The following is a 23159-nucleotide window of genomic DNA, read 5'->3' on the forward strand; positions in this document are numbered from 1 at the left end:
CCGGGACCGCACCACACCGGAGGTACACGTTGAACGCGCCAGAGGCGACCGCGGACCAGGCACCGGCGGCGCAGGTCAGAACCCTCATCGTCGACGACGACTTCATGGTCGCGCGGGTCCACCGCGGCCTGGTGGAGCGCGTCCCCGGCTTCACCGTCGTCGGTGAGGCCAGGACCGGGGCCGAGGCCCTGGAGATGATCGCGCGGCTGCGCCCGGACCTGGTCCTGCTCGACATCTACCTGCCCGACATGAACGGCATCGAGGTGCTGCGGGCCCTGCGCGCGCCCGGGGGCGGCGAGGACCTGCCGGAGGTGGACGCGCTGGTCATCACGGCGGCCCGGGACAGCGGGACGGTCCGTCAGGCGCTGCGCGGCGGGGCGGTGCAGTACCTGATCAAGCCCTTCGAGCCGGCCGTGCTGACCGAGCGGCTGCGCGACTACGCGCGGCTGCGCCGCGACCTGGAGACGGAGGGGGCCGCCGACCAGGACGCCGTGGACCGGGCCTTCGGCGCGGCCCGGCCGGTCGTGCGGCCCGCCAAGGCGATGCCCAAGGGGCTCACCAGCCCGACCGCGGAGCTCGTGGAGCGGGCGCTGCGCGAGCACGCGGCCCGGGGCGGGGGAGAGGGAGGCGAGGACCTGTCGGCGACCGAGTGCGCGGCCGCCACCGGCATCTCCCGGGTCAGCGCCCGGCGCTACCTGGAGTACTTCGCCGATTCCGGCCGCGTCGAGGTCCGGCTGCGCTACGGCACGGCCGGCCGTCCCGAGCGCCGATACCGCTGGTCGGGTCCGCCGGTCTGATCCGGCCCCCGACCGGAAGGGGACGCCCGAGGAGGCGACGAACCCGCTCCTGCGGGCCAGCGGGTGAGGCGGGGCGAGCCTGCGAGGCGGGAGTGAGCGGGTGAGGCGGGCGTGAGCGGGGTGGAACCGGGTGTGGCGGTGGCCACGGTCCGCCGCACCCGCTACACTCGGGCCCATGCGAACCGAACCGACCACCCAGGCCCAGTGGTGGCGCCGCTCCTAGGCGGCGCAGGTTCGTAGTACCCGAGAGCAGCGACCGCCCCGGACCGGCGGTCGTTTTGTTTTCTCACGGCCCCGGCCGGCGTGACCCGACCCGACCGACCACAGCGCCAAAGGACCGGCCGTGAACCCCAGCGACGTTCAGACCATCACGTACCGCACCGCGGGCGGCGTGACCGTCCGCCGCAGTTCCACCCCCTGCGACCCGGAGGTCCTCACCGACCTCGTCGCGTCCGTCGAGCACCGCCGCGGCGGCGTGCTCTCCTCCGGTATGGAGTACCCGGGCCGCTACGACCGCTGGCACCTGGGGTACGTCGACCCGTGTCTGGAGCTCAGTACCCGCGGGCGCCGGATCACCGCCACCGCCCTCAACGCACGCGGCCGCGTCCTGCTCCCCGTCCTGGCCCGGGCGCTGGAGGGCGTGGGAAGCGACGCCGACCGGGGCCCCGGCCACGTCGCCGTCACCGTGCCCGAGCCCGACCCCGGTGCGTTCTTCACAGAGGAGGAGCGCAGCCGCCGTCCCAGCGTCTTCACCGGGATCCGCGCCGTCGTGGCGGCCCTGCGCAGCCCCGAGGACACCAACCTCGGCCTGTACGGGGCGTTCGGCTACGACCTGGCCTTCCAGTTCGAGCCGATCGAGCGGCACATCGACCGCGACCCCGACGACCGCGACCTCGTCCTGCACCTGCCCGACGCCCTCGTGGTCCGCGACCGCAAGCGCGAGACCTGCGTGCGCTACACCTACGAGTTCACCGTTCCCGGCGGCGACGGGCACGCCGAGGCCGCCACCGAGGGTTTGGCCCGCGAGACCGATCCCACCCCGCCGGTCGTCGCCGCGCACGTGCCCGAGGGGCCCGAGCCGGGTTCCTACGCGCGCATCGTCGCCGACGCCAAGGAGAAGTTCCGCCGGGGCGACCTGTTCGAGGTCGTCCCCGGCCACCGCACCTACGCCCGCTGCTCCTCGCCCGCACGCTTCTACGAGCGCCTGCGCGAGCGCAACCCCGCCCCCTACGAGTTCTTCTTCAACCTCGGCGAGGGAGAGTACCTCGTCGGTGCCTCACCGGAGATGTTCGTGCGGGTCAGCGGCGAGCCCGGCACCGGGCAGCGCGTGGAGACCTGCCCGATCTCGGGCACCATCCGCCGGGGCGAGGACGCGCTCGGCGACGCCGAGAACATCCAGGAGCTGCTCTCCTCGGTCAAGGAGAAGTCCGAGCTCACCATGTGCACGGACGTGGACCGCAACGACAAGTCGCGGGTGTGCGAGCCGGGCAGCGTCCGGGTGATCGGGCGCCGCCAGATCGAGATGTACTCGCGCCTGATCCACACCGTCGACCACATCGAGGGGACCCTGCGCCGCGACTTCGACGCCCTGGACGCCTTCCTGAGCCACATGTGGGCGGTCACCGTCACCGGAGCCCCCAAGACCTGGGCGATGCGGTTCATCGAGCAGCACGAGACCAGCCCCCGCCGCTGGTACGGCGGCGCCGTGGGCGTGATCAACTTCGACGGCTCGATGAACACCGGCCTGACCCTGCGCACCGCGCACATCCAGAACGGGGTGGCCGCGGTGCGGGTCGGCGCGACCCTGCTCTACGACTCCGACCCCGAGGCCGAGGAGAAGGAGACCTTCCTCAAGGCCCGTGCCCTGCTGGAGACGCTCGCCCAGGGGGAGGAGGACGACCGGGCCGCCGAAAGGGGGGAGGAGCCGGCCGCCGATTCGGCGCCCGCGGCGGCGCTGCCCGGCACGGGCCTGAAGGTGCTGCTCGTGGACCACGAGGACTCCTTCGTCAACACCCTCGCCGACTACGTGCGCCGGCACGGCGCGGAGGTCACCACCGTCCGCTACGGTTTCGACGCCTCCCTGCTGGACCGCCTGGCCCCGGACCTGGTCGTGCTCTCGCCCGGACCGGGCCTGCCGGTGGACTTCGGCATGTCCGCTCTGCTGGACCAGCTCGCCGCCCGCCGCCTGCCGGTGTTCGGCGTGTGCCTGGGCCTGCAGGCCATGGTGGAGCACTCCGGCGGCGAGCTGCGCACGCTGGCGGAGCCCGTGCACGGCAAGCCCGGACGCGTGAGGGTCCTGGGCGGGCACCTGCTGACGGGACTGGGCGAGGACGGCCGGTTCCCGGCCGCGCGGTACCACTCCACGTACACGCTCCCCGACCTGGTCAAGAACTTCGAGGTGACCGCCGTGCTGGACGAGGAGGAGCCGGTGGTGATGGCGATCGAGGACCCGTCCGCGTGCTGGTTCGGCGTGCAGTTCCACCCCGAGTCCATCCTCACCGCGCCCGTGGGCGAGGGCATCGTCGCCCGCGTCCTGGAGGCGGCCCGGCGCGCGGCCGTGCCCGCGCGCGCCTGACCCGGCACCGGCCCGTGCGCGGCGATCCCGCGCCGCGCACGGGCCGTTACCTCAAAATTCGGTCCCGAAACGTCACCGGATCGGGGTTTGACCAAGTTGTGACCGGACAGTGGTGGAGTATGGGTACTTTGCTACTGATTCTCGGACTCATTCTCATCGTCGGCGGCGTTCTGGGCATCCTGCGCGGGCAGATGCTCTGGGGCATCGTCGCGATCGTCGTCGGACTCATCCTCGCCCCTGGCGGGTGGTTCGGCTTCTGACGTACGGCCTCAGGTGCCCTCGGGCGCCCTCCGGCGCCGTGTACCCTCGTGGAAGGCCAATCGGCCCAGCCCCACGTGCGCACCTGTTACCGGGACCTCCCAGGTCACGGCACTGACGTGTGCCGTGGGGCGGGGAGCCACGAGGAGAGGGTGCTGTGAAGAAGGTCGAGCCGCAGGTACGTCTGGTAGCGCGTCCGCAGGTGGACTACGACGTGATCGCCGACTACCTCAAGGAGGTCGGCGGGCAGGCGTGGCTGGAGCGGTTCGACCGCGGTGACCTGGACGCCCACCTCAACGACGCGCAGAACCTCGCCGAGTTCGCCGGGCGGCTGTGCTACCGCTCCTGGGAGCCCGGCCTGAACCCGAACGTCACGCGGGTGCGCAAGGACCAGGACGCCTACCTCGGCAACATCCTGGCCAGCCTGCACGGCTCCGTCCTGGAGCACATCAGCTTCAGCTTCGTGCTGCACAACGTCTCGCGCGTCCTGACCCACGAACTCATCCGGCACCGGCCCGGCGTGGCCGTCTCACAGGAGTCACTGCGCTTCGTGCGCCTGAGCGACCTGCCGTTCTGGTTCCCGGACTGGGCGGAGGAGGACCCCGAGCTGATGGAGCGCGCCACCGCGATGCTCCAGCAGATGGAGGAGTTCCAGCTCTGGATGGCCGACCACTTCGGCCTGGACGACGACGGCGTGAAGTTCGCCGAGAAGAAGCACAAGACGTCGTTCATGCGCCGCTTCGCCCCCGAGGGCGTGGCCACCGGCCTGGTGTGGACCGCCAACGTGCGCACCCTGCGGCACACCCTGGAGGCCCGCACCGCGCCGGGTGCGGAGGAGGAGATCCGTCTGCTCTTCCACCGCATCGGCGAGGCACTCAAGGAGGAGGCCCCGGCCCTGTTCGGCGACTACGTCGTCGAGGACGGCGCCTGGGTCCCGCAGTACCGCAAGGTCTGACACCGCCCCACCCACCTCGGGCCGCCCGCCCGGAGCCGCGCTCCGGGCGGGCGGCCCTGTCCGCGCGCGGCACGCACGACTCCTCTTCTTTGCCCGCCGACTGCCGTGTCGTCGGGGAGGGGCGGGCCCGCCGCCGCCACGATGGCCCTACGGCGTGCGTCGAGGCGGAGGGAGCACACACGTGGGTGCGGAACGAGGGGCGGAGGGCGACCCGGTCCCGATCGCGCGCAGGCTCGCGCCCCTCATGATCCCCGCGCTGCTGGTCGGAGTCGGTTCGGCTCTGGTCCTGGTGGCCGTCGACGTCGCCGCCGCCTTCATCCAGGGATGGGTGTGGACCACGCTGCCCGGCACCCTCGGCGTCGACGGTGGAGGCGCGCTGTGGACGGTCGGTGTGCTCACCCTGGCCGGGCTGGCCGTCGGGCTGATCGTGTGGAAGGCGCCCGGCCACGCAGGACCGGACCCGGCCACCGTGGAGCTGGTCGAAGAGCCGCTGGAGCCACGGGCCCTGCCCGGCCTGCTGGCCGCGGTCGTTCTCGCCCTGGCCTGCGGGGTCAGCCTGGGACCGGAGAACCCCGTGATCGGGGCCACCGTCACCCTCGCCCACTGGGCGGGCCGCCGACTGGTCCCCGCCGCGCCCGCGCGGGTCTGGGTCGGGCTGGCCACCGCGGCCACCATCGGGGCGCTGTTCTCCACCCCGGTGGCCGCCGCGCTGCTGTTGACCGAGGCCGCCGCGGGCGACCGGGAGGAGCCGCTGTGGGACCGGTTGGTGCTCCCCCTGATCGCCGCCGGGGCCGGGGCGGTGACCGCGCACGTGTTCGGGGCGCACAGCCTGTCCCTGCCCCTGCCCGCCTACCCCGGCCCGAGTGTGGGGGACGTGCTGACCGGGTCGGTCGTCGCCCTGGTGGGGGGCGTCCTCGGACTGGCGCTGGTCTACGCCTTCCCACTCGTGCACGGCTGGTTCCAGCGGCTGCGCCACCCGGTGCTGATGATCGGCACGGGCGGTCTGGTCCTGGGACTGCTGGGTGCGATCGGCGGGCCGCTGACCATGTTCAAGGGCCTGGAACAGATGGGCGCACTGGTCGAGCGGAGCGCCGACGTCGGTGTGGCGGCGCTGGCGGTGATCATCGTGTTCCGGATGGCGGCCCTGCTCACCGCGGCCTCCTGCGGGTTCCGCGGGGGCCGGATCTTCCCGGCCGTGTTCGCCGGGGTGGCGTTGGGGCTCCTGGTCGCGAAGCTGGTTCCCGCGGTGCCGGTGTCGCTGGCGGTGGCGTGCGCGCTGCTGGGGATCCTCACCGCGGTCACCCGGCAGGGATGGCTGAGCCTGTTCGTCGCGGTGACCGTGGTCCCCGACCTGGGCCTGCTGCCGGTGCTGTGCCTGGTGGTGCTTCCGGCCTGGCTGCTGGTCAGCGGGCGTCCTGAGATGGTGGTGAGTGCGGCGCCGGACTCCGAGCGCGACTGACGCCGGGGCGTGGGCCGTGACCGCGGTCCTCGCCGGGGACCGCGGGTCGCGAGGGGAGCCGATCAGGGGCGGACCGTCCTGTCAGGGACGGCGGGGCTCGTCCGGAGCGTCGCGGAGTGTTTCGAGGCCGTCCAGGATCAGGTCCAGGCCGGGCAGGAACTCGTCGGCGTAGGCGTAGCCGGGGCTCAGGGCGTGCGCCTGGATCATCTCCGTCAGGTGGGGGTAGCCCTCGGCGGGGAACGCGTCGACCATGGCGGCCGCCACGTCCTTCAACTCCTCGGGGGTGCGGAAGGGCAGGTTCGACTCCTGGAGGACGAACCCGTACACGTAGCCGTCCAGCGTCGACACGGCCTGGGCCGTCCCCGCGAGGGAGAAGCCCGCTCCGCGCAGGCGGCCGATCATCCAGTCGTGGTGCGTGAGCGTCGCCGGACCGGGGGTGCGCCGGGAGTCCATCAGGCCCAGCGCCCACGTGTGGCGCAGCAGGGCCGCACGGGCGGACGACGCGCGCCGGCGCATCGCGGCCTTCCAGTCGGTCTCGTCCCGGGGCAGCTCGATCTCGGCGAAGACCCGGTCGACGATCCCGTCCAGGATCTCGTCCTTGTTGGCCACGTGGTGGTAGAGCGACATCGCCTCCACCCCGAGCTCTTCGGCCACTTTCCGCATACTCACCGAGGCCACCCCGCGTTCGTCGGCGACGCGGACCGCGCCTTCGAGGACGCGCTCGCGGCTCAGTGAGGGGCGGGACGCCTGTCGCCGCCTGGGGGTCGCTGTCACTTGTGGTCTCCGTGTTCTGCTCCAGTGTTCGCCCTTGACGGCCTTACGGGTGTAAGGATAGCCTCCCAGTACAGCCTTACAGGTGTAAGGTGAACGGGAGGAGTGGACATGGACGGGCGACGGGAACGGGACGGTGCCGACGGCGGCCCCCGGAAGAGGGTCTGCGTCGTGGGAGCCTCGGGCAAGCTCGGGCGGTACATGGTGCGACACGCCCTGGACCGCGACTACGAGGTCGTGGGCGTGTGCCGGGAGCAGAGCGTCGGCAAGCTGGCCGAGTTCGGGGACCGCATCACCGTGGTTCCGGGGCCGACCGACGACCGGGACGTCATCGCCCGGGCGGTCGAGGGATGCGACGCCGTGCTCACGGTCCTCGTGCCCTGGGGTGTGCGGGGGTACTCGAGCGGAACCGCGCGGGCGGTGCTCCACCTGGCACCGGAGGGGGCGCGGCTGGTGTTCTCCTGCGGTTGGCACGTGCCCCGTGACGAGAACGACGTGTACTCGTTCTGGTTCCGTGTGGTCCTGCGGGTCACGACCGTGCTGGCCCGGCTGGCACGCGTCATCGACGTCGACGACCAGGTGCGGGCGTGCCGCAGGATCTACGCCAGCGACACCCGGTGGACGGTCGTGCGCGGCAGCGACCTGGAGGAGGGCGAGAGCCAGGGGCTTCCGGTGTGGCGCCGCCACGTCGGCGACCCGGCGCTGGCGAGCAACATCACCCGGCGGACCGACTTCGCCCTGTTCATGGTGGAGGCGATCACCGACGACGACCTGGTCCACGAGGCCCCGGCGATCGTCGGCCGGCAGACGCCCTCGGCCCGAGCGCACGCCCAGGCGTCGGCGCAGCGGGGGCGCGAGTAGTCACTGCGCCCGTACCACCGCACCCGCCCGACCGGGGTGCTCGGGCAGGTGGCGCCCGGTCGGCCGGGTGGTCTCCGCGACGCCGCCGGGCGCCCGCGGGCCGTCACGCCCGTCGGGCCGAGCGCACCACCGCGGCGACGGAGGGCTTCATGGCGTAGGTGGACGGCTCAGCCTTCGAGCCCTTCCACCAGTAGAACAGCGGCCGGAACCCGCGGTCGGCGCAGAGCGCGTTGATCCGACTCGTCGAGCCGGCGAGCGAGTGCCGGTTCGTGAACGTGTGGGGGAACGCCGTGGTGATCGCGTCCGCGGAGATCCGGTGACCCGGGTGGGCGGCCAGATGGTCGATCAGCACCAGCGCGGGCGCGCCCGGTGCGACGGCCTCCAGGATCTCGGTCACCGAGGTCGCGTCGTCAACGGTCACGTCGTGGCCGTCGAAGCGCGCCGGATCGCCGGCCGAGGCATGGCCGGGGTCCCAGAGCGGGCTGTCGTCGCTCAGAGGGGTCATGCGGACTCCGTTCCAACAGGCGATCGGGCGGTGCGGCCGATCGCCGGTCGACCACGGATCCCTTGTGTCGCAGGCGTTGCGGTCATGTGTTGCCCCCGTATCGGGAATACGCTTTCCATGCTAGGTTCCCAAACCCCACGGGCATGGTGAGCGCTCCCGCTGCCCGTCGTCCATCCCTGGGGCCCCGCCGCTCCAGGGCAGGCACGAAGGAGCACGTATGACATCCGCACGTCACGACACCGGCCTCCGCGCCGCACCCTCGCGGCCGCCGCCTGCGGCGACGGCGACTTGCACGCCGAGGCCCTCCAGGACGGCTCCGGTTGGACCTGCCGCAACGGCCGCGACGTCGTCTACGAGGGCGGCGACATGCTCGCCGCGATGCGAGCGGCCGTCGACAGCCTCGACCCCGGACGCGGCTCGCAGGAACGCGTCGTGGTCCGGGGGTCCGGCTGCGTGCCCGCCGACGCCTCGGTGGACCTGCCCAGCCACACCTCGTTGGAGGTGTGCGGCACCATCGACGTCACGGGTACGCCCAGCGGCAACAACGCCGCGGTGCGGATCCGGCACGCCGAGGACGTCTCGGTCCCCCACCTGTCCGTGACGGGCAGCCCGTACTTCGGGGTCTACGTCCGGACGCCCGGTCGGAGTTCGCCCACACCTCCGACACCACCTTCGAGGACCTGACGCTGTCCGACACGGCCTTCAACGAGAACCCGTGCGCCGTGAACACCGTCCTACGCGGCATCACCTGGGACGACGGCCAGGACAACTCCTGCTGAACGCCCTGACGACGCCCGTCCCGTCCAGGCACGACCCGTCAGGGACGGGGACCCGTCGTGGCGCACCACCACCCCTCCGGGCGACCGCCGCCCGGAGACCGAACGCGAGGAGCCACAGTGCGTTCCAACCCCCCACCCCCACCTCCATCCCCCCGATCCCGACCCCTCCTGCGCCGGGCGCTCTCCGCGGCCGTCGCCCTCCTGCTCGGCGTCGGGCTGACCAGCCTCACGGCCGGTCCGGCCCAGGCCGCCGACATCGACACCGGCGCCTACTACGTCCTGCGCAACCACCACAGCGGTCTGGTCGCGGACGTCACCGGCGGTTCCACCGAGGACGGCGCCGAAATCGTCCAGTGGGACCGCACCGACCGCCCCTGGCAGCAGTTCCGGTTCGTTCCCGCCGGTGACGGCTACTACCGGATCGTCAACCGCAACAGCGGCAAGGCCATCGACGTGTGGGAGCGCTCCACCGAGGACGGCGCCGAGATCCGCCAGTACACCGACCTCGGCAACGCGAACCAGCAGTGGCTGCCCGTCGACACCGCCGGCGGCGTCTCGTTCGTCAACCGCAACAGCGGCAAGGCCCTGGAGGTCTGGGACTGGAGCACCGAGGCCGGCGCACGGCTGTCCCAGTACGAGCACCACGGCGGCGCCGCGCAGGTGTGGACGCTGGTCGAGGTCGACGGCGGATCCAGTGACGACTGCGGCGCGGGCACACCCACCGCCGAGGCCGTCCAGAACGGTTCCACCTGGACCGCGCGCCGCGGCTCCGACACCCTCTACACCGGCGGCGACATGCTGGCCGCCATGCGCGCGGCCGTCGACGGCCTCACCCCGGGGCGCTCCTCACAGGAACGCGTGGTCGTGCGCGGTTCCGGGTCGATGCCCGCCAACGCTTCGTTGGACCTGCCCAGCCACACCTCGTTGGAGGTGTGCGGCACCATCGACGTGACCGGTACGCCCAGCGGCAACAACGCCGCGGTGCGGATCCGGCACGCCGAGGACGTCTCGGTCCCCCACCTGTCCGTGACGGGCAACCCGTACTTCGGGGTGTACGTGCGCACGTCGCAGGACGTGTCCTTCGGGCAGGTCGACCTGCGCCTGTCGGGCGGCCTGGGCATGCGCATCGACAGCCGCGACAACGACGCGGTCCGTGAGGCCCGGAACATCAGCATCGACGACGTCTACGTCTCGGGCACCGGCAACCACGGTGTGGAGACCTACGGCGTCGACGGCCTCACCATCGGAACGGTGACGGCGCGCGACACCGCCTACTCCGGTCTGCTGCTCAACGACACCGTCAACGCCACCGTCGGCCGGGTCGACGCCGAGGGCGCCGGAACCGGGACCGGCTACGCGGCCTTCCGGATGGCCAACCGCAACGGACGCCTGAACGGCGGCTACGACACCAACATCCGCGTGGGAGAGGTCCGCGCGCGCGGCGGCGGCCGGGGGATCTTCTGCGTCTCCGAGAGCGGCGGCGCGGTGATCGAGCGCGTCGACATCGCCGACACCGGCAACAACGCCATGCTCATCGAGAACTGCCACAACGTGACCGTCGCCAGCCAGGGCGGATCGGTCTCCGGTCCGGGCACCATCCGGATCGCCGCCCGCTCGGAGTTCGCCAACACCTCCGACATCACCTTCGAGAACCTGAACCTGACCGACACCGCCATCAACGAGAACCCGTGCGCCGTGAACACCGTGGTCCGCGGCATCACCTGGAACAACAGCCAGGACAACACCTGCTGACGCCCGCCACCCGGGGTCGGTGAGCCGGGGCCCGGTCCGTCCGGGCCCCGGCCGCCCGCCTTCCCGGGGACGAGCGCCGCGAGCGCGCCGCCGTGGACCCGGCGCGCCTCCGGTGGGGGCGGGCGTTCGGCGTGTCCAGAGCCGTGGAACGTCAGGCGTCCTCCTTCCATGGGCGCGGCCGGGGAGTGTGCCGGCTCGTGCCGGACCGCACGGACAACGGGCCCGGTCCCGCCCTAGGATGCTGCCGTATCGCGAACGTCATCGATCACGATGTGGAAGCACCGTCGTCCCGTGGAGAGGCCCACCATGTCCCTGCAGTACCGCACGACGGTCTACCGCGACGTCCGGCCCATGGGCGGCGCCCCCGTCGACCTGGTGGTCGTGGACGGCAGGATCGCGCAGACACCTGTGGGCGAGGCGCACGTGGTGGACTGTGGCGGCCGGATCGCGCTGCCGACGCTGGTGGACGCCCACATCCACCCCGACAAGACCACCTGGGGCGAACCCTGGGTCGCGCGGCGGCCGGCCCAGGGCATCGCCGACCTCGCCGACCAGGACGCCGATCTGTACCGCACCCTGGCCAGTCCCATCGAGGAACGCGCCGGGAGGCTGATGGCGCACGCCGTGGCCCAGGGCACCCGCGCGATGCGCGCGCACGCCGACGTGGCCCCCGCCTTCGGCCTGGACGGGGTGGCGGCGCTCGGCGAGGTGCGCGCACGCCTGGCGCACGCGCTGGACGTGCAGATCGTGGCCTTCCCCCAGCACGGGGTGCGCCGGGCACCGGGCACTGAGGCCCTGTTGGACGAGGCGGCCCGGACCGGCGCCGTCGACCTGGTGGGCGGCATCGACCCCGGAACCTTCGACGGTGATCCCCAGGGCCAGCTCGACCTGGTGTTCGGTATCGCCGACCTGCACGGTCTCGGCGTCGACATCCACCTGCACGACAGGGGCGAGCCCGGCCTCGCCGCGATCCGCGGCGTCATCGAGCGCACGCGGGCCCTGGACATGGGGGGCAGGGTCACCGTCAGCCATGCCTTCCGCGTCCCCGAGGACACCGGTGAGACGCTGCGACGCCTGGCCGACGACCTCGCCGACGCCGGGGTCGGGCTCACCACGGTCGCCCCGAGCCCGCAGAGCGTCCTGCCGACCGGCGTGCTCCTCGAACGGGGCGTGCGGATCGGGCTGGGCTCCGACGGCGTGCGCGACTCCTGGAGCCCCTTCGGCAACGCGGACATGCTCCACAGGGCGCACCTGCTCGCCCGGTGCCGCCGCGCGCGGCTGGACGAGGACCTGTCGGCGGCCTACTTCACCGCCGCCCACGCCGGAGCCGACCTCCTGGGCCTGCCCCGGGCCGACTTCACGCGGGGCGCGCCCGCCGACTTCCTCCTGGTCGAGGGGGAGTGCCTGCCCCAGATCGTGGTGGACGTCCCCGATCGCTGGGCCGTGGTGCGCGCCGGGCGCGTGGTGGCCCGGGACGGCGCGATGGTGGAGGCGCACGGCGCCTGAGGCACCGCGGCCCACCGGTCCTCCCCGAGCCCCGGCCCGTCCGGTCGGTGCCGCGGCCGGGGCGGGGGCCACCGGCGGGAGCGGGGTGCGGGCGCAACGGCCGGTGTTCGCTTCCCTTCGTGGCAAAGCGCGCGCATAGCGTAGTCGAACCACGGGGTGCCGGTACCGGCGGCGAGGGAGTCCATGTCCAGTGCGACGTCAACCGGGGCAACGTGTGGACCACTGGGAGCCGAAGCGGGGCAAACATGTGGCTCACGTTGTGTCATCTCCGCACAGAAGACCTGTCCTGCCCGGCCGAGCCGGGTAGTGCCCCACGCGTACGGCGCAGTGGGAGCGCCCGTCCCACCGGACGGAGCAGACGGACAGGGAGGTCACCGTGGCTCAGCACATCGCCGCCGAGGGACTCGTCGGACACCGCGTGCTCGACGATCAGGGCCAGAACATCGGCAAGATCAAGCAGGTGTTCCTGGACGAGCGGACCAACGAGCCGACCTGGGTCTCGGTCCACACCGGGCTGTTCGGACTGAAGGAGACGCTCGTCCCCCTCAAGGGGTCGCGGAACGTGGAGGACGCCATCCAGGTCCCCTACGACAAGACCACGGTCAAGGACGCCCCCAACGTCGAGGGGGGCCACAACCTGACCGACGAGGAGAAGGCCGTCATCAGCGACTACTTCGCCAAGCACGGGGCCGTGCCCCGCCAGGCGGGCGGCGAAGCCGACCGGATGACGGGCGCCGCCGCGGGTGAGGGGATGGCCGAGGAGGGCGCCGCGGGCGAGAGCTCCACCACGGGCGCGGGCCCGACCGGCGAGGGCACCACCGCCGGTGCGGCCGCCTCCGGTGAGGGCGCCGCCGTGCGCGAGGGCCTGGCGGGCGAATCGGGGGACTGGGCCGGTACCTCCGAGCGCGAGATCCGGATGGTCCGCCACGAGGAGCAGATCGACATCGGTATCGAGAGGCGCGAGAGCGGACAGGCGAGGATCCGCAGGAGCGTCGAGAGCGAGCACTTCGAGGAGACCGTCCCGCTGCACCACGAGGAGATCCAGGTGGAGCGCCGCCCGATCACCGACCCCTCCCAGGTGGAGGACACCGGGGGGATGTCGGAGGGCGAGGAGCGGTTCGTGCTCTTCGAGGAGCGTCCCGTGGTCTCCAAGAGGGAGGTCCCGGTCGAGGAGGTCAGGGTCCGCAAGCACGAGGTGGTCCACGACGAGCACGTCGAGGGCGAGCGCCTGCGCGAGCACATCGAGATGGACGACGGGGACGAGCTCGGCGGACCCGCTCCCCGGTGAGCCCGCCCCCGTCCGGCCCGCGGCCACGGGCCACCGGGCCGGTCGCCGGGCCCGCGACCGGCCCGGCCCGCGCGTACGCGCTCACCCGCCGGGGTGTCGTCCCCGCGCGGGGAACGCGGCGCGACTAGGGTCTCACTGCGGGTCACCGACGTGGAGGGGAATGCGCGTTGAGCGAGGACAAGAGCGAAGGGTTCGCCGGGGAGGGGCCCGCCGAAGGACGTACCGGCGGCGGGAGTGAGCCGCGCGGCCGCGAAGCCGAGCCGGGGCGCGGACACACCATCGTCGTGGGCGCGGGCATGGCCGGGCTGGCCGCCGCCGACCGGCTCGCGGACGAGGGCGAGCGCGTCACCGTGGTCGAGGCACGCGACCGCCTGGGCGGGCGCATCCACTCCGTCGACACCTGGGACGGCGTCACCCTGGACCTGGGCGCCTCCTGGATGCGCGGGGAGCGCAACAACCCCCTGGCCGACCTGGTGCGCGAGGCCGGAGTGCCCACCGCCGTGTTCAACCGGGCCACCGAGACCGCCTACGACCCCAAGGGCCGACGGCTGCTCTTCGACCGCCACCGACGCAACATGGAGGACGTCAACCTCCTGCACGAGCACATGTACTGGGCCAACGTCGGAGCGAGCCCGCAGGAGTCGATCGAGGAGGGCATCGCGCAGGCCCTGCACGACGCCAACCTGGTGCGCGGCCGGGCCCGTGACGCCGGGGAGATCGTGCACCGGCTCACCGAGGCCGACCACGGCGCCAGCGCCGACGAGGTGGCCTTCTCCGCCGTGGGCGCCGTGCACGAGTTCAGCGGCGACGACGTCGTCTTCCCCCAGGGGATGAGCCGGCTCACCGAGTACCTCGCCCAGGGGCTGGACGTGCGCCTGGGACACGTGGTCCAGTCCGTCTCCCACGACGACCGCGGTGTCACCGTCCGCTCCACCAGCCCCGGCGGACCGGTGGAGCTGACCGCTGACCGCGCCCTGGTGACGCTGCCGCTGGGCGTCCTCCAGGCCGGTCAGGTGGTCTTCGAACCGGCGCTGCCGGAGGACAAACGGGACGCCGTCCGCGCACTCGGCACCGGCCGCCTGGACAAGCTCTTCCTGCTCTTCGACGACGTCTTCTGGGGTGACGCCGAGGTGATCGTCAACCTGGGCACCGAGGAGGGCACCTGGTTCCACTGGTACGCGGGGCAGCGGGTGCTGGGCAAACCCGTGCTGGCCACCCGCAACGGCGGCGGTGCCGCCCGGTTCCTGGCACGCATGGAGGAGGGCGAGGTGGTCGAGCACGCCATGGCCTCCCTGCGCGGGATGTTCCGCAGGGCACCGGACCCGATCGACCACTACCTCACCCACTGGTTCGACGACCCCTTCGCCCTGGGCAGCTTCTCCTTCACCGCGGTCGGGTCGGGCGACTCCGACCGGCTCGCCCTGGGGCGCCCCGTCGACGACCGGCTGTTCTTCGCGGGCGAGGCCACCGAGATCGAGCACACGGCCACCGTCCACGGTGCCCTGCTCTCGGGGCGGCGGGAGGCCGACCGCGTCCTCGCCCTCGGGTGAGCGCGGGCCACGCGTCCGGTGAGCGCGCTCACGCGACGGGGGTGCGGCCGCACGGCCGACCGCGACCGGCCCGCCGGGACCACCTCCGCCCGGCGCCCGAACGCCCGGGTCAGGTCGCCAGACGGCGCCGCACGGTGGTGAAGCCCGCACGGCAGGCCCGCACCACCTCGCGGTGGTTGCGGTAGCGCTCCACCAGCCCGTACGGCCGGGGGTCGGGGTCGGGAGCGCCGTCGGCGTCGGTGATCGCCAGGTCCTGCCCGGTCAGCGTCCCGTACCGGCTCCAGCGCTCCCAGCGCTCGAAGTCGGGGCTGGCCTGGTGGGAGAAGACGAGCGCCTCCTCACCGTGTCCGTCGACGTCGGCACCGTCGCGCGACCACAGCTCCACGGACGAACCCGCCCCCGCCGACCAGTCGCGGGCGGTGACCACGTCCACGCGTACGTCCGCATCCCGCTCCCGCACCAGCAGGGCGTCGCCCGCGCGCGTTCGGGCGGGGATCTCGTGGACCCGGTCGATGTCGACCATGGTCACGATGGCGCGGGCCATCCACCACCAGTTGTCCCTGCGGGCCATGAGGCTGCCCACGCGCAGGCGCGACGGCGGATGCTTGACGACCTCCTGCTCCACCAGCTCGCCCCCGAACTCGCGGCCCTCGGGGTCCAGGTGCACACGGACCCGTCCCGTGGCGACCAGGGTGGGCGCGCTCTCGCCCGCCGGCGCGGAGAGGCAGAACGCCGCCCGGTTCAGGAGCGAGTCGACCTCGGGCAGCAGGGCCAGCGGCAGGGCCACGCACGGGTGCTCGCCCAGGAGGGGGACGACGGGGACGCCGGTCGGCCCGTCCGGGGAGAGCCAGCACATCTCACCGGTGGGGGCTCGGCGCCAAGCCGAGGCCAAATCGTTCACGGCGCACCTTTTCTGTGACGTGGGCCTCATGTTAATTTCTCGGGACTGTACTGCAAAGCCCAGGACAAAGCACCCACCGGCCACGAGCACACTCAGGTGCGAGATTGAAGGTCCCCCCATGCCCGCTGTAGCCGTCCTTCTCGGAGCCCTGGCGCTGTTCGCGCTCGGCTACCGGTTCTACTCGGTCTATCTGGCCAAGAGGGTGTACGCGCTCGATCCGGACTTCGTGACGCCCGCGCACGCCCTGAAGGACGGCGTGGACTACGTGCCGACCAACAAGCACATCGTCTTCGCGCACCACTTCATCTCCGTGGCGGGAGCCGCGCCCATCGTGGGACCGGCCATCGCCGTCTTCTGGGGATGGGGGCCCGCGCTGCTGTGGGTGGTCCTGGGCACCATCTTCGCCTCCGGAGCCCACGACTTCGGGTCGATCGTCGTCTCCGTGCGGCACAAGGGCCGGAGCATCGGCTCACTGGCCAGCGACGTCATCAGCGCCCGCGCGCGGATCCTCTTCCTGCTCATCATCTTCTTCCTGGTGACCATGGTGAACGCGGTGTTCGCGGTCATCATCGCGGGCCTGTTCATCGACAACCCCTCGGCCGTCCTGCCCGTCCTGGTCACCATCCCCCTGGCGATCGGCGTCGGCCAGGTCGTCTACCGCCGCCGTACGGCCGCCCTGCTGCCCTCGGTCGTCGCCCTGGTCATCGTGTACGCGTGCATCCCGCTGGGCGTGATGTTCCCGATCACCGTCGACCCCGTCGCGAGCGGGCTGGGGGTCGAGCCCGCGTTCGTGTGGCTGGTGCTGATCTTCACCTACACCTTCTTCACCTCGCGCCTGCCCGTGTGGATGCTGCTCCAGCCGCGCGACTACATCAACCAGCACCAGATGATGCTGGCCCTGTTCGTCATCATGGTCGGCGTCGTGGTCGGCATGAACACGATCGAGGCCCCGGCCTTCCGCGGCGACCTCCCCGAGGGCTCGCCCTCGATCTTCCCGCTGCTGTTCATCACCATCGCGTGCGGCGCGGTCTCCGGCTTCCACAGCCTGGTGTCCTCGGGAACCACGTCCAAGCAGCTGGACAAGGAGACCGACGCCCGCTACGTGGGCTACCTCAGCTCCCTGGGCGAGGGCACGCTCGCGGTCTGCTCCATCCTGGCGTGCACCGCCGGGATCATGGTCTTCTCCGCCAACCAGGGGATGGCCTGGTCCGACATCTACGTCGACTGGACCGCGGCGGGCACCGGTCCCGCGGGCAAGTTCGTCCAGGGCGTGGCCGGGTTCGCCGGCAACATCGGCGTCCCCGAGAACCTCGGCCTGATCTTCGCCACCGTCGTCGTCGTGAGCTTCGCGGCCACGAGCCTGGACACCGCCGTCCGCCTCCAGCGCTACACCATCCAGGAGATCAGCTCGATCGCCGCGGACAAGGCGTCCGAGGGCGGGACCGTGCACCGCGTGTTCGCCTTCCTGACCCGCAGCGTCACCGTCTCCACCCTGCTGGCCGTGCTCATCCCCTTCGCGCTGGCCCTGGTGCCCGGCAACTTCGCGGCCGGCACCCTGTGGCAGCTGTTCGGCACGACCAACCAGCTCACCGCCGGCCTGGCCCTGGCCGTCATCGCCGTGTGGGTGACCAAGCGCGGACGCAACCCGATCGTCGTCCTGGTCCCGCTGGTCTTCCTGGTCGTCATGACCTCCTGGGCCCTCGTCGTCCAGCTCATCGGATTCCTGGGCTCCGACGACCCCATGCAGCGCTTCGTCCTTGCCCCGTTGGACACCGTCATCTTCGGCCTGGCCGTGTGGATGACCGTCGAGGCGGCCATGGCCCTGCGCAGGGCCTTCGCCGACCGCTCCGCCACCCGGGCGGAGGAGACCGCGCCCGCGGCCCCGACCGAGGACACCGAGCCCACCGCGTGAACACCGACCACGGCGGTGCCGGGGCCTCCCCGCTGGGGAGGGCCTGGCACCGCACCGTCTCCGCCTGGCGCCGCGTGGAGGACTTCCACCAGCAGGTCTTCGACGCGCGCTGGGGACACGCCCGCCGACGGGAGGCGCGCGATCAGCAGGACACCCTGCGCGCCCTGCTGATGCTGGAGACCCTCGGTGTGGACAATCCCGTCGCCTACGAGACCCTCGACCTGATCCCGTACATGGTCGCCGACCTGCACTCCTGGCACCAGCGGTTGGGCCGCGACGACTTCGGCGCCCCGGGAGGCTGCTGTTGACCACCCCGATCACGTTCGTCGGAGGCAAGGGCGGCGTCGGCAAGACCACCCTGGCCGCAGCGCGCGCCCTGGCGCTGGCCGACGCCGGCCTGCGCGTCCTGGTGCTGTCCACCGACCCCGCCCACTCCCTGGGCGACGCGCTGGAGGCCTCCCTGTCCGACGAACCGGTCGAGGCGGCCCCCCGGCTGTGGGCCTGCGAGCCCGACGCCGAAGCCGCCGTGCGCCGCCGGATCGCGCAGGTCGCCGAGGACGCGCGCCGAGCCGTGCCCACCGCCGTCATGCCCGCCGTCCACCGCCACCTGGAGCAGGCCGGATCGAGTCCGGGCATGGCCGAGTCGGCCCTGGCCGACCTGCTCATCGACCGGATGGAGGAGGTCGGGGACCGCTGGGACGCGCTGGTCGTGGACAGCGCGCCGACCGGCCACCTGCTCCGACTGCTGCACCTGCCGACCCTGCTCACTCCCTGGGTGGTGGGGCTGACCCGCCAGCGTGAGCGCGCCAACCGCGCCGAGGCCTTCGCCGACGTGGTGGGCCGGGCCGAACCGGAGGAGGACGACGACCCCCTGCTGCGTCGCCTGCACGCCCGGCGCCACCGCCTGGAACGGGCCTCGGCCCGTCTGCGCGAGGACGCCGTGGTCGCGCTGGTGACGGTGCCCCGGCGCATGGTGCTCGCCGAGACCGCGCGGGCCGTCGACCAGCTCGCCGACGCCGGGTTCGCGCTGGACCGGGTCGTGGTCAACCAGATCCCGCCCGCGGGCGCGGCTGGCCCCGACACGGCCGCGGCCCTGGCCGCCACCCGCGAGCGCTTCGCCGAACAGGGGACGGTGGAGGTCCCCCTCCAGGACACCGAGCCCACCGGCGTCGAGCGGCTCCGGCACCTGGCCGCCCACCTGGGCACCCGGCTGCCCGCCTGAGGCCCGGACCGGGCGCGGGGGACCGGCGAGAACCGGACGGGGCGAACCGCTGCGGCCGAGAACGCCGTCCGGGACGGGGCCGGCGGGCGGCGGTCGCGCAACGCGTTCGGGCCGGCGGAGTCACGCCGGCGCGAGAACGACCGTCCCGGCAGCTATCGTTGGGCCTATGGGGCGATCCGCGGAAGAAGGCAGACGCGAGGCGGGGGACGACGTGGCCGGCCCGGTGGTCGGTGACCGTGTCTGGACGGTCCCGAACCTCCTGAGCATGCTGCGCCTGCTCGGCGTGCCGCTGTTCCTGTGGCTGGTCCTGGGGCCGCAGGCCGACTGGTGGGCCCTGCTCGTCCTGGCGCTGGCGGGGATCAGCGACTGGCTCGACGGCAAGATCGCCCGGGCCTGGAACCAGACGAGCCGTCTGGGCACGGTCCTGGATCCGCTCGCCGACCGCCTCTACATCTTCGCCGCCCTGCTCGGGCTGGTCGTGCGCGACATCGTGCCGTGGTGGCTGATGGCCATCCTCGTGCTGCGCGACGTCCTCATCCTCGGCGCGCTTCCGCTGCTGCGCCACTTCGGCTACGGGCCGCTTCCGGTCAACTTCGCGGGCAAGGCGGCGACGCTCTGTCTTTTGTATTCTTTCCCGCTGCTGTTCATCGCGGCGCACGCTTCGATCGTCGCGGATGTGGCGAGAATTATAGGTTGGGCGTTTGCTCTGTGGGGAACTGCTCTGTACTGGTGGGCCGGACTGCTCTACGCCGTCCAGGGGCTGCGCCTGATGGCTCAGACCCGCCGTGACGAAGGCGCTGATCGACCCGGCATCCGCGGGGGTGCCGACGACAGCGACCCCGCACCCGGACCGAGCGCGGATCGACCCGATCCGACCGCTCCGGAGACCGCGGACGGCGACCCCGGCGCGGCACCACAGGGCCCGGAAAGGCCGGGCCGCACCGGTCAGGGGCACACCGGCCCCTGAGTGACACGAACCGGCGGACCGGCTCACCGCGAGTCCTGTCGGATCGAAAGGGAGTGTCATCTCCGTCATGAGAAGCACATGTCCCACCGCGCGCGACGGTGCGCGCTCCGAACACCATCCCCTCGCCGGGCGGCTCGACGGCGGCGTCGTACGGAGGTACCGGCGATGACCACGTCCAACAGCGAGTCCGCGAACCCGGCCCACATGCCGTCGATGAAGGCGGTCCTGATGGCCGGGGGCGAGGGCACCCGGCTCCGGCCCATGACCGCCAACCAGCCCAAACCCCTGCTGCCGGTGGTCAACAAGCCCATCATGGAGCACGTGCTGCTCCTGCTGCGCAAGCACGGTTTCACCGAGACGGTCGTGACCGTCCAGTTCCTGGCCACCCTCATCCGCAACTACTTCGGAGACGGCGAGGAGTTGGGCATGAAGCTCGACTACGTCGCCGAGGAGGTCCCCCTGGGGACCGCGGGCAGCGTCAAGAACGCCGAGGAGTACCTGCGCGGCGAACCGTTCCTCGTCATCTCCGGGGACGCGCTGACCGACATCGACCTGACCGACATGGTCCGCTTCCACAAGGAGAGCGGCGCCAAGGTCACCATCGCCCTCAAGCGGGTGCCCAACCCGCTGGAGTTCGGCATCATCATCGTCGACGAACAGGGCCGGATCCAGCGGTTCCTGGAGAAACCGACGTGGGGCCAGGTCTTCTCCGACACCGTCAACACCGGCATCTACATCATGGAGCCGGAGGTCCTCGAACGCGTGGCCCCGGGCGAGGTCGTCGACTGGTCCGGTGACGTCTTCCCCGAGCTCCTGGAGGAGGGCGAGCCCCTCTACGGCTACATCGCCGACGGCTACTGGGAGGACGTGGGCACCCACGAGAGCTACCTCAGCGCCCAGGCGGACGTGCTCTCGGGCAAGGTCGACGTCGAGATCGACGGCTTCGAGGTCTCCCCGGGCGTGTGGATCGGCGAGGGCGCCCGGGTCGACCCCAACGCCGTCCTCAAGGGTCCGCTCTACGTCGGCGACTACGCCAAGGTCGAGGCCGGAGCCGAACTGCGCGAGTACACCGTGGTGGGAAGCAACGCCGTGGTGCGCGCCGACGCCTTCTGCCACCGCACGGTCCTGCACGACAACGTGTTCGTCGGGCGCGGCGCCAACCTCCGGGGCGCGGTCATCGGCAAGAACACCGACATCATGGCCGCGGTCCGCGTGGAGGAGGGCGCGGTCGTGGGCGAGGACTGCGTCATCGAGTCCGAGGCCTACGTGCACAACGACGTCAAGGTCTACCCCTTCAAGACCATCGAGGCCGGCGCCGTCGTCAACGACAACGTCATCTGGGAGTCGCGCGGGCAGCGCTCGCTGTTCGGCCCCCGCGGCGTGTCCGGCCTGACCAACGTGGAGATCACGCCCGAACTGGCGGTGCGCCTGGCCAACGCCTTCGCCACGACCCTGAAGAAGGGTGCGATCGTCACGACCTCCCGCGACGTCTCCCGTGCGGCCCGTACGCTCAAGCGAGCGGTGATCAGCGCGCTGACGTCGGCCGCCATCGACGTGCGCGACCTGGAGGTGGTGCCGCTGCCCGTGGCGCGGTTCCACACCTCCCAGAGCGGGGTCAGCGGGGGCGTCGCGCTGCGGACCACCCCTGGGGACCCGGAGTCGGTGGACATCCTGTTCCTGGACGACAGGGGCGCCGACCTGTCCCCGGGCGCCCAGCGCAAGCTCGACCGGGTCTTCTCCCGTGCGGAGTACCGCCGCGCCTTCCCCGGCGAGATCGCCGAGCTCACCCAGCCCTCGCGCGTGGTGGAGAACTACACCGGCGAACTGTTGTCGTCGGTCGACGCCTCCGGGGTGGCCGAGGCCGAGCTCAAGGTGGTGATCGACTGCGCGGGCGGTACCAGCTCGCTGATCCTGCCCTCGCTGCTGGGGCGCATCGGCGTCGATGTGCTCACCGTCAACAACCGCCTCGACGAGGTCTCGCCCACCGACACCGTCGCCAAGAAGATGCGCGACCTGGAGCGGCTGGGCGAGCTCGTGTCGAGTTCGCGGGCGGACTTCGGGGTGCGGTTCGACCCCGTGGCCGAGCGGCTCGCGATCGTGGACGAGAACGGTGAGCTGGTCGACGACGACCGCGCCCTGCTCGTGGTGCTGGACCTGGTCGCGGCCGAGCGGGGCGGCGGCCGGGTGGCGCTGCCGGTGACCACCACCCGGGTCGCCGAGACCGTCGCCCGGTCGCACGGTGTGGATGTGCACTGGACGGCCACGGCCACGGACGAACTCACCAAGGCCGTGCAGGGAGGCGCCGAGGACGTCATCTTCGCCGCCGACGGTCGAGGCGGTTTCGTTCTGCCGGAGTTCAGCCCCACCAGCGACGGCATCGCCGCCTTCGTGCGGTTGCTGGGACTGGTGGCCCGGACCCGTCGGTCGCTGAGCCAGATCGACCGGGCCATCCCGCGGGCGCACCTGCTGCGCCGTTCCGTCCCGACCCCCTGGGCGGTCAAGGGCAGCGTCATGCGCGCCGTGGTCGAGGCGGCGGGCGACCGCGAGCTGGACACCACGGACGGCGTGCGGGTGCTGGAGGCCGACGGCGGATGGGCGCTGGTCCTGCCCGACACCTCCGAGGCCGTCACGCATCTTTGGGCCGAAGGTCCTGACTCCGACACGGCCCAGCGGCTGCTGGACGAGTGGGCCGCGGTCGTGGAACGCGCGGAGGGATAGGCGCGTGCGCGCGGGTGCGGACGCGGGACGTCCGCACCCGCGCGTTGTGTGTCGCCACCATGGCGCGGAGTAGCCGACACGAAGGTCCGTCTCCGGCTAAACTCGACATATCAGCAGGTCGTCGCGGTGCCGTGAAGTTCCTGCGAATTCGTTGCGGATCGGGGAGAACCAAACGGCCGTCCAGCGCATCAGCATCAGGACAGGTGTCCATCTCATCCGAGATCGGCCACAGGCGGATGCGGTGCCCCGGGTGCCGTGTCGGCCGGACCGGGCCGCGGGGGTGTCCAGGGCCTTCTGCGGCAGGCCGAGGAGGAGCGAATCCCTTCCTGGACAGGGATATGGTTTAAAGTCGAGTGTTCCCCGGCGTCCGAGTCGCCGTCTGG

At 72.2% G+C, this 23159-nt stretch carries 19 protein-coding genes; 16 read left to right on the forward strand and 3 right to left on the reverse strand.

Annotated features, from left to right (window positions below; all coding sequences use genetic code 11):
* The first annotated feature begins 29 nt into the window (after window positions 1–29).
* From M1P99_RS21990 to M1P99_RS22010, 5 genes are all read left to right on the forward strand, one after another.
* Window positions 30–797, forward strand: a complete 768-nt coding sequence (locus M1P99_RS21990) for a response regulator (protein WP_304454474.1) — start codon at window positions 30–32, stop codon at window positions 795–797.
* 343 nt (window positions 798–1140) lie between these two features.
* Window positions 1141–3372: an anthranilate synthase component I gene (locus M1P99_RS21995; RefSeq protein ID WP_304454475.1), complete on the forward strand. Its 2232-nt coding sequence runs from the start codon at window positions 1141–1143 to the stop codon at window positions 3370–3372.
* A gap of 119 nt (window positions 3373–3491) precedes the next feature.
* Entirely contained in the window at window positions 3492–3632 is a 141-nt protein-coding gene (locus tag M1P99_RS22000; protein ID WP_304454476.1) for a GPGG-motif small membrane protein, read from the forward strand.
* A 155-nt stretch (window positions 3633–3787) separates the two neighbouring features.
* Complete coding sequence (thyX, locus tag M1P99_RS22005; RefSeq protein WP_304454477.1) at window positions 3788–4585, forward strand: FAD-dependent thymidylate synthase; 798 nt, start codon at window positions 3788–3790, stop codon at window positions 4583–4585.
* 181 nt (window positions 4586–4766) lie between these two features.
* On the forward strand, window positions 4767–6044 hold the full coding sequence (locus M1P99_RS22010; protein ID WP_304454478.1) for an ion channel protein: 1278 nt from the start codon (window positions 4767–4769) through the stop codon (window positions 6042–6044).
* Window positions 6045–6125: 81 nt separating this feature from the next.
* Here the strand turns inward: M1P99_RS22010 and M1P99_RS22015 are convergent, their stop codons facing one another.
* Entirely contained in the window at window positions 6126–6818 is a 693-nt protein-coding gene (locus tag M1P99_RS22015) for a TetR/AcrR family transcriptional regulator (protein ID WP_304454479.1), read from the reverse strand.
* 108 nt (window positions 6819–6926) lie between these two features.
* Between M1P99_RS22015 and M1P99_RS22020 the strand changes: the two genes are divergently transcribed.
* Window positions 6927–7676 carry an NAD(P)-dependent oxidoreductase gene (locus M1P99_RS22020; protein WP_304454480.1) on the forward strand — a complete coding sequence of 250 codons (750 nt, stop codon included), beginning with the start codon at window positions 6927–6929 and terminating at the stop codon, window positions 7674–7676.
* A 103-nt stretch (window positions 7677–7779) separates the two neighbouring features.
* On the opposite strand, the gene M1P99_RS22025 is transcribed toward M1P99_RS22020, so the two are convergent.
* A complete protein-coding gene (locus M1P99_RS22025; RefSeq protein ID WP_304454481.1) occupies window positions 7780–8181 on the reverse strand; it encodes a DUF6416 domain-containing protein in 402 nt (133 codons plus the stop codon).
* 288 nt (window positions 8182–8469) lie between these two features.
* Between M1P99_RS22025 and M1P99_RS22030 the strand changes: the two genes are divergently transcribed.
* The 5 genes from M1P99_RS22030 (at window position 8470) to M1P99_RS22050 (ending at window position 15056) form a co-directional block, all read left to right on the forward strand.
* Entirely contained in the window at window positions 8470–8865 is a 396-nt protein-coding gene (locus M1P99_RS22030; protein WP_304454482.1) for a hypothetical protein, read from the forward strand.
* A gap of 212 nt (window positions 8866–9077) precedes the next feature.
* A complete protein-coding gene (locus M1P99_RS22035; RefSeq protein ID WP_304454483.1) occupies window positions 9078–10712 on the forward strand; it encodes an RICIN domain-containing protein in 1635 nt (544 codons plus the stop codon).
* A gap of 306 nt (window positions 10713–11018) precedes the next feature.
* Window positions 11019–12218 (forward strand): amidohydrolase, encoded by a 1200-nt coding sequence (locus M1P99_RS22040; RefSeq protein ID WP_304454484.1) that lies wholly within the window; start codon window positions 11019–11021, stop codon window positions 12216–12218.
* A 376-nt stretch (window positions 12219–12594) separates the two neighbouring features.
* Window positions 12595–13506: a PRC and DUF2382 domain-containing protein gene (locus M1P99_RS22045; RefSeq protein WP_304454485.1), complete on the forward strand. Its 912-nt coding sequence runs from the start codon at window positions 12595–12597 to the stop codon at window positions 13504–13506.
* Window positions 13507–13673: 167 nt separating this feature from the next.
* Entirely contained in the window at window positions 13674–15056 is a 1383-nt protein-coding gene (locus M1P99_RS22050) for an NAD(P)/FAD-dependent oxidoreductase (protein WP_304454486.1), read from the forward strand.
* Window positions 15057–15165: 109 nt separating this feature from the next.
* Here the strand turns inward: M1P99_RS22050 and M1P99_RS22055 are convergent, their stop codons facing one another.
* Window positions 15166–15957, reverse strand: coding sequence for a hypothetical protein (locus M1P99_RS22055; RefSeq protein WP_304454487.1), 792 nt, complete (start codon window positions 15955–15957; stop codon window positions 15166–15168).
* A 118-nt stretch (window positions 15958–16075) separates the two neighbouring features.
* Between M1P99_RS22055 and M1P99_RS22060 the strand changes: the two genes are divergently transcribed.
* From M1P99_RS22060 to M1P99_RS22080, 5 genes are all read left to right on the forward strand, one after another.
* Entirely contained in the window at window positions 16076–17869 is a 1794-nt protein-coding gene (locus tag M1P99_RS22060; RefSeq protein ID WP_304454488.1) for a carbon starvation protein A, read from the forward strand.
* Between the two features lie 32 nt (window positions 17870–17901).
* Window positions 17902–18177: a cory-CC-star protein gene (locus M1P99_RS22065; protein WP_304455795.1), complete on the forward strand. Its 276-nt coding sequence runs from the start codon at window positions 17902–17904 to the stop codon at window positions 18175–18177.
* The gene (locus M1P99_RS22070; protein WP_304455796.1) at window positions 18168–19091 is read left to right on the forward strand and encodes an ArsA family ATPase; all 924 of its coding nucleotides are present in this window, start codon (window positions 18168–18170) and stop codon (window positions 19089–19091) included. Before M1P99_RS22065 ends, M1P99_RS22070 begins: the two co-directional genes overlap by 10 nt.
* 211 nt (window positions 19092–19302) lie before the next feature.
* A complete protein-coding gene (locus M1P99_RS22075) occupies window positions 19303–20058 on the forward strand; it encodes a CDP-alcohol phosphatidyltransferase family protein (RefSeq protein ID WP_304455797.1) in 756 nt (251 codons plus the stop codon).
* A gap of 213 nt (window positions 20059–20271) precedes the next feature.
* Window positions 20272–22776 carry a mannose-1-phosphate guanyltransferase gene (locus tag M1P99_RS22080; RefSeq protein WP_304455798.1) on the forward strand — a complete coding sequence of 835 codons (2505 nt, stop codon included), beginning with the start codon at window positions 20272–20274 and terminating at the stop codon, window positions 22774–22776.
* Window positions 22777–23159 lie beyond the last annotated feature (383 nt).

The organism is Nocardiopsis sp. YSL2 (assembly GCF_030555055.1).
Lineage (GTDB): Bacteria > Actinomycetota > Actinomycetes > Streptosporangiales > Streptosporangiaceae > Nocardiopsis.